The organism is Anaerosolibacter sp. (genome assembly GCF_029240175.1).
In the GTDB taxonomy this organism is placed as follows: Bacteria; Bacillota; Clostridia; order Peptostreptococcales; family Thermotaleaceae; genus Anaerosolibacter.
In genome coordinates, this window is the sequence record NZ_JARBTM010000044.1 from 1 (window position 1) to 6,887 (window position 6,887).

A 6,887-nucleotide genomic window follows, 5' to 3' on the forward strand; every position below is an offset into this window, starting at 1 on the left:
CGCTTACGATAGAATCACTAAAAATTTCATTTACTCTTCTCATGTTGTCATCTAACCTTCTCCTAAAAATTTTCAGTATGTTACCATTATATAAGACAAGCTTATACTTGTCATATACAAAAAAAGGATAGCCGTATTTCTTTATACTATCACTATTTGAGGTAGCAGGGCCATCCATCCATGGGCTTATCTATAGTAGGCAGGGGTTCATGGTAGCTGACAGGCGGAAAGAAAAAAGCGAGGTTCTTTAACCCCGCATTGCGTAAGCGTCAAATTGGTTCTTTTCAAAGTTAGTTGATTTTACGAGATTTTGATTATGCCCTAAAGATCATATCTTTGCTCATCCCTAAGATCCCTGTCAAGTCTCTCACTGAACTATTTGTCGCTTTTTTGATTTTTCTTAGCAGATAATTCCACATTCTCTTGTCTGTGCAGTCTTTTAGTCTCTTTCTACTTTGTCCATTACTCATTAGAACCTTAAAATAGCAAGTAATGGACCGTCCCCGCTTGCTAAGTATATTTGAGCTACTTTGGAACAGTACTTGTACCTGTCCCCTTGTCCTCTACAATTATTATTTGCTTATTTACTATCTAAAGAAACGCTCCTTTAAAGAAAATACTATATAATCTGATTTTGAGTTATTAACATTTGACACAAATATTGCAAACTTATCTTCACTAGGTTTAAAAGCCATATAACTTTCATAGCCATGAGCAATTCCGTAATGATATAGTATTTTATTGTCACCTTCTCCTGAAATAAACCAACCGTATCCATAATTATTTGCATAGGGTGTATGCATTATTTCTAAGGTTTCGGGTTTAACTATACTTCCATCAAATAATGCTTTATACCAGCAATATTGGTCGGTTAAAGTTGAACATAGTCCTCCTGAACCTCGTATTGGTGAAATATATTCATCATAGGAAGCTACCCCTGATTTGCTATAATCAAAATTTGAATACCCAGTAGCTAAATCATCTATATAAAACTCACTATTTTTAAAACCAGTATTGTTCATTCCACTAATATTAAATATACTTTCATCTAAATATTCATCTAACTTTTTATCAGTAACAGATTCAATTATATATCCAAGTAAAATATAATTAATGTTACTATAATTATAAGCATGATTAGGTTCGTCTACAAACTTTACTTTAGTGAGGTCTATTTCTATATTTGGGTTATTATGATCTGTAAATCTTTTTTTATTATCAAGTTCTATTGGATGCATATCCAGTCCAGATGTATGAGTAAGCAAATTATGTATAGTAATTTTATCTCCATTTGGTAAATTAGAAAAATATTTATCAATGGTATCTTCAGTATTTAGCAAATTATCTTCTTGAAGCTTCATTATCGCTACTGCTGTAAATTGTTTAGTGAGAGACCCCATATCAAATTTTGTTAAATTGTTAAATTCAATTTCATTTTCAACATCAGCTAACCCATAAGATTTTTTTAGTATAATATTTTTATCTTGAATTACTAACGCCATTCCGTTAAAAACATTTTTCTCATGTTGCATTGTAAATGCAGAATCTAACTTTTCTTGTAAATCCTTTAACTCATCGCTTAATTGTGTATTCAAATCTGTTATATTTATTGTTTCTTTATTATCTAAAGTACATCCTCCTAACAGTAATAAAATAATTGCCAACAAAAACGAAAATTTTTTCATAAGTATCCCCCTTTATGTACCTTGTGTATATAATATGTTTCAAAGACACGGGGACGTTTCGTTCGTCTTCTTTTTTATATAAAGGACTTTACTTTTTCAATTTTATGCCCTTTTCAATAATCGTTTTATCCAATCCCCGCTTCATTTTTATCTTATTCATCTTTTCAAGATTCTTTGACATATCTCCTATCTCGTAGCAGAATCTCTTGTCAGTCGCTCTGCTCGATTCAATGAGTACACATGCAGCATCAACATGGATATAGCTGCTATCCCAGCTACACCTGCTGTCAGAGGCCAAACGGCTCGAATACCTGCAATCCCCATATATCTTCCCATCAGAGAGGTTCCAAGAGCACTTCCAGAGGCCCAGCTCAATGCCCCGATTGAATTAAATCTCCCTCGGAAGTTTTTAGGGCTGTTATTGGCCATATAGACACCATGATTGGTTACCACTAGGATTTCTCCAATCGTCCATAGTATAGTGGATACTGCAAATAACTGGAAAGAATGGATCATGCCGATCATTCCAAACCCTATGGCATACAGCACCCCTGCTATGATGATATTGACCAACGGCTTAAATCGCTTGGTAATACTAATCAGGAAGACTGTCATCACAATTACGGTAAATGCATTGATGCTCATTAAATAGCCGAATGCTTCTGCACCCTTATTCTGAAACACATCTTCCAGCATCAGTGGCAGTGAAAATCTGTGTTGCGTATAGGCAAAGGTATATGCTATATCAATCACTAAAAAAGCAAGGATTTGTGGTCTTCTCCAAAGTACCGTGAAGATATTTCCGCTTTCTTCACTTTCCGATGAAATGTTATGTACCTCCGCTTGGTGTGCAGGATTAGTTTCTTTAATGTTCATAAAGACAAGTCCAACGGCAATAAAGGATGTTAATGCATCGCCTATGAACAGTAACGCCAAGTAGTTGTTGAATAAAAATCCTGCTACGATCGGTCCTAAGGATACCCCTAGGTTTATACCCAGATAGATCAGCGAGTACCCTAACTGCCTTTCTGCAGGAGGTAAAATATCTGCAACGATGGCACTGATCGCAGGTCTTACAGCAGCATTACAAAAAGTTGATAAGAACAAAAGAATTACGATCAGTTGTGGTTTTTGAACAAAAGCACATGGGATTAGACAGATTCCAGCTAACGTCTGAGCAATGAGATATGTTTTTCTTCTACCAATTTGATCCGCTAATTTTCCTCCTGTCAGTGATCCAGGTATGGCCAATAGAGAAGTAATCATGGCAATGATTCCTGCTGTTTCAAAGGAATACCCTAGCTTTTTTGTTAAGAATAGTGTCAAAAATGGCAAAACAAAATCTCCAAAGCGATTGATCACTTGAACGAAAAACAAAATATAGATGCTTTTCGGTAGCCCTCGATAGGCTTTAAATGAATTCATGATACACACCTCCTCAGTTAGATGAGGACACAAACTCCCATGCTGCTATCGCAACTATTCATGGCGCAAATGATCTTTCCAGAGTCTTTATCCTCTATTTTGTATCCACATTCTTTCCTATTAAATAAAAAAGCTGAAGGACATTGCTCATATCAGTGAGACTCGTCCTCCAGGCTTTTATCCTAGAAGTTTGGCCATCGCCTGCATCCACCGAACTTAGCTCTTTGCTGGCCTACAATTGCAGATGCATTCTCAAAATATCTTTATATATATAAATTTAGATATTTATTATTGTATGGAAACTTCCTAAAAATGTCAATATTTTTCCTACAAAGACAAGCTATCACCAATTAATTAATTTACACCCGTCCCCTTGTCCTACTATTATATTACTAAGCCTTATCTTAGCTGCCTACCTTTTACTCCATGAATCCTTTAACGGTACGATACGATTAAAAACAAGCTTTTCTCCATTGGTATGCTTGTGATCTACTACGAAATACCCATGTCGCATGAATTGATATTTGGCCTCTTTGGGTGCATTCTTCGCAAAAGGCTCAAGCAGACATCCCTGTAAAGTGATCAGTGATTTGGGATTGATTTTTTCATCCCAGCTCAATGCCGAATCTTTTAATAGGCCTTCATCGGCAACCAGTTTATCATAGAGGCGGACCTCAGCTTGGATGGCATTCTTTTCAGAAACCCAATGAATCGTTCCCTTTACCTTGCGTCCTTTAAAGCCACTGCCGCTTTTGGTTTCTGGGTCGTAGGTGCAGTAAAGAGCTATAATCTCACCGGCTTCATTCTTTATGACTTCCTCACATCGGATAAAATAGGCCCCTTTTAATCGTACTTCCTTTCCTGGAGACAGCCTATGGAAATCTTTTATAGGTTCTTCCATAAAATCTTCCCTTTCAATGTAGATCACCTTGGAAAAAGAGACTGTCCGTGTACCCAAGGCAGAATTACTTGAATTGTTCTCCATCTCCAACATCTCCACTTCATCCTCTGGATAGTTGGTGATGACTACTTTCAGCGGATCTAGCACCGCCATGATGGAAGGCACCTTATCCTTTAAATCCTCCCGCAGACAATGCTCCAGCATGGATATATCTACGGTACTTTCATCCTTGGATACCCCGATTTCCCCTAGAAATTTTTGAATGCTTTGTGGGGTAAAGCCTCTGCGTCTCAACCCCCTCAAGGTTGGCAATCTCGGATCATCCCAGCCATCTACATAGTTGCCAAAGACCAACTCCCGCAAGTATCTTTTGCTGGTAACAACCCCTTCCAAGTTCATCCGCCCAAACTCCCTTTGCTTCGGAGGCTCTTTCAACTCCAGTTCCTGCAATACCCAGTCATACAATGGCCGATGATCCTTAAACTCGATGGAACATAGTGAATGGGTAATGCCCTCCATGGAATCCTGGATAGGGTGGGCGTAATCATACATAGGATAAATACACCACTTGTCTCCTGTGCGGTAATGCGCTGCATGGATGATCCTGTAGATCACTGGATCTCGAAGATTTATATTGGCTGACTGCATATCGATCTTTGCCCGCAGAACCTTGTCACCTGCTGGGAACTCACCATTTCTCATTCTTTCAAATAAATCTAAGTTTTCTTCCACACTGCGGTTTCTATAAGGACTGTCGATTCCTGGTTCCTTTAGGGTACCGCGATAAGCCCGCATCTCATCAGCACTGAGATCACATACATAGGCCTTGCCCTTTTGAATCAACTTTCTGGCATAGGCATATATTTCTTCACAGTAGTCAGACCCATAAAATATCCTTTCACCAGGACTAAATCCTACCCAGGTCATATCCTCTATGATGGCGTTGACATATTCAATATCTTCCTTCAAGGGATTGGTGTCATCAAAGCGAAGGTTAAACTTGCCGCCATATTTTTTAGCGATGGTGTAGTTGATATTGATGGCATAGGCACTACCAATATGAAGATACCCATTGGGCTCTGGTGGAAACCTGGTGCAGATCTCCCGGTGATATTCACCATTTTTCAGATCCTCATCTACGACCCTATGCAAAAAGTTGGTTTGAAAAAAATCTTTCTTGTCGAATACATGACTCATCCTGGAACAACCTCCTTTATTTATTCTTTAAACAAAAAAACAAAAAACTCTCACCCCCAAGACATTTCGGCCTTGGGGACGAGAGTATATACTTTCGTGGTGCCACCCCAGTTTGTCAGTATGTCACCATACCAACCTTTTCATGTACGTCATCGCCATGGCAATGATTATACACTAGCTCTATAACAGGAGCTCCTGTCACATCCTCCCCCAGTTAAAGGATCGGTGTGCAGCTCAGAGGCTTGCTTCCATAGATCATTCTTTGCTTCTTTTCAGCTCCCGAAGCTCTCTGATAAAGAATCTATCTACATACTCTTCTCATCATCGCATTTTATTATCATGTTTTGTTGTGTAACTCTATTATATGAATTTTTATTATTAAATACAATACCACATCATATAATTGCTCACGATAGCAACTTTCTCTGCTTTTCACTTGTAAATATTCATCCATAAATACATCGACTTTGAAATAAGTATCCTGTTTTTTCGTGTTTATTGTTATGCCACTGAACGCAACCAACTGTAATATATTCGATACTTATGCCGATCTCTTCCTGCTCACCTATCAACAAGTGTACATGATTATTCATGAGACAATATCCGTAAAGTTTAAATCCAGCAGTTCTCTCTGCCTTGAGTAACTTCTCTATAAATTTCATTCTGTCTTCATCATCTAAAAAGGTATTTCTTTTGTCTATTCCTCGAAGCATGATATGATAGATCCCAGTTTTACTTCTTACTCTTGCTATCCTTGCCATGCTATCCCCCTTATCATAAGAATATCTCTCAGACAATTGAAACGTCCCCGTGTATTTTTGACTTTTTCAAAACCAGATGCATCATTTAACATCATTCATTACCTTCAAGACCTTGGATAATAATTCTTCTGAAGCTGTATTGGAAAGTTCTAACACATTTTTCCAATATGGATGATCATATCTGCCATGAAAGCAGACCTATCCCTTGGATAGTCGACAGGGATTGGAAGTTGTACAAAGTTTGGCTGGCTGTTGGATTCAGTTTTTTCAAGAGAGCTATATACTTCCTCTCTAGGGCGACACTGCCAGTAGTAGAATTGTTTTTCATTTACATTATTTTCAACACACCAGGATTTAATGGTCATGCCACTGCTACGACATTGACGTATAATTGGCGTCCATTGCATCAAGCGCATTTCATGAGTAACCTTATCCATTGGCACCTCCCAAAACTAATGTAGTCACTTTAGAAAACTACTAGTTTTTCAAAGCCTAGATTGATTATCTCAAAATTGAAGACCAGATACGAGGTTTACAGTTTACTATATCTTAGTCATATACAAAAAAGGATAGCCGTATTTCTTTATTATATCACTATTTGGGGGAGCGGGAGCATCCATGCCCTTATCTATAGAAAGCGGGGGTTCTTGGTAGTTGACAGGCGGAAAGAAAAAAGCGAGGTTATCTAACCCCGCATTGCGTAAGTGCCAAATTAGTTCTTTTCAAAATTAGTCGATCTTACAAGATTTTGCCGTGCCGCTGTAACTTCGGTTTTATTCTGACAAAGCAAACGAGTCATTAGAACTGGTCTGACCCCCGAAAAGTATACAAAATGAGGACGATCATGTATGCTAAATTATAGGGGTGATGGCGATGGCTAGGAAGTACAGTGATGAGTTTAAGATGACGGTAATTCAA

The 6,887-nt window shown here is 38.1% G+C and carries 5 protein-coding genes and 1 other annotated feature; all 5 genes read right to left on the reverse strand.

Annotated elements, in window-relative coordinates:
* Positions 1-587: 587 nt before the first annotated feature.
* Positions 588-1,685: a serine hydrolase domain-containing protein gene (locus K0R93_RS18925; protein ID WP_300304917.1), complete on the reverse strand. Its 1,098-nt coding sequence runs from the start codon at positions 1,683-1,685 to the stop codon at positions 588-590.
* A 186-nt stretch (positions 1,686-1,871) separates the two neighbouring features.
* Positions 1,872-3,110, reverse strand: coding sequence for an MDR family MFS transporter (locus K0R93_RS18930; RefSeq protein WP_300304919.1), 1,239 nt, complete (start codon positions 3,108-3,110; stop codon positions 1,872-1,874).
* A 412-nt stretch (positions 3,111-3,522) separates the two neighbouring features.
* Positions 3,523-5,208, reverse strand: a complete 1,686-nt coding sequence (locus K0R93_RS18935) for a glutamine--tRNA ligase/YqeY domain fusion protein (protein ID WP_300304921.1) — start codon at positions 5,206-5,208, stop codon at positions 3,523-3,525.
* Positions 5,209-5,279: 71 nt separating this feature from the next.
* Positions 5,280-5,542 (reverse strand) — a binding site (T-box leader).
* A gap of 112 nt (positions 5,543-5,654) precedes the next feature.
* Entirely contained in the window at positions 5,655-5,969 is a 315-nt protein-coding gene (locus tag K0R93_RS18940; RefSeq protein ID WP_300304923.1) for a transposase, read from the reverse strand.
* Between the two features lie 149 nt (positions 5,970-6,118).
* Entirely contained in the window at positions 6,119-6,406 is a 288-nt protein-coding gene (gene tnpA, locus K0R93_RS18945; RefSeq protein ID WP_300304926.1) for an IS66 family insertion sequence element accessory protein TnpA, read from the reverse strand.
* Positions 6,407-6,887 lie beyond the last annotated feature (481 nt).

Bases quoted from the DNA above. Each gene is read 5' to 3' on its own strand.
- K0R93_RS18925 (WP_300304917.1), bottom strand. From the start codon at position 1,685: ATGAAAAAATTTTCGTTTTTGTTGGCAATTATTTTATTACTGTTAGGA.
- K0R93_RS18930 (WP_300304919.1), bottom strand. From the start codon at position 3,110: ATGAATTCATTTAAAGCCTATCGAGGGCTACCGAAAAGCATCTATATT.
- K0R93_RS18935 (WP_300304921.1), bottom strand. From the start codon at position 5,208: ATGAGTCATGTATTCGACAAGAAAGATTTTTTTCAAACCAACTTTTTG.
- K0R93_RS18940 (WP_300304923.1), bottom strand. From the start codon at position 5,969: ATGGCAAGGATAGCAAGAGTAAGAAGTAAAACTGGGATCTATCATATC.
- tnpA (WP_300304926.1), bottom strand. From the start codon at position 6,406: ATGGATAAGGTTACTCATGAAATGCGCTTGATGCAATGGACGCCAATT.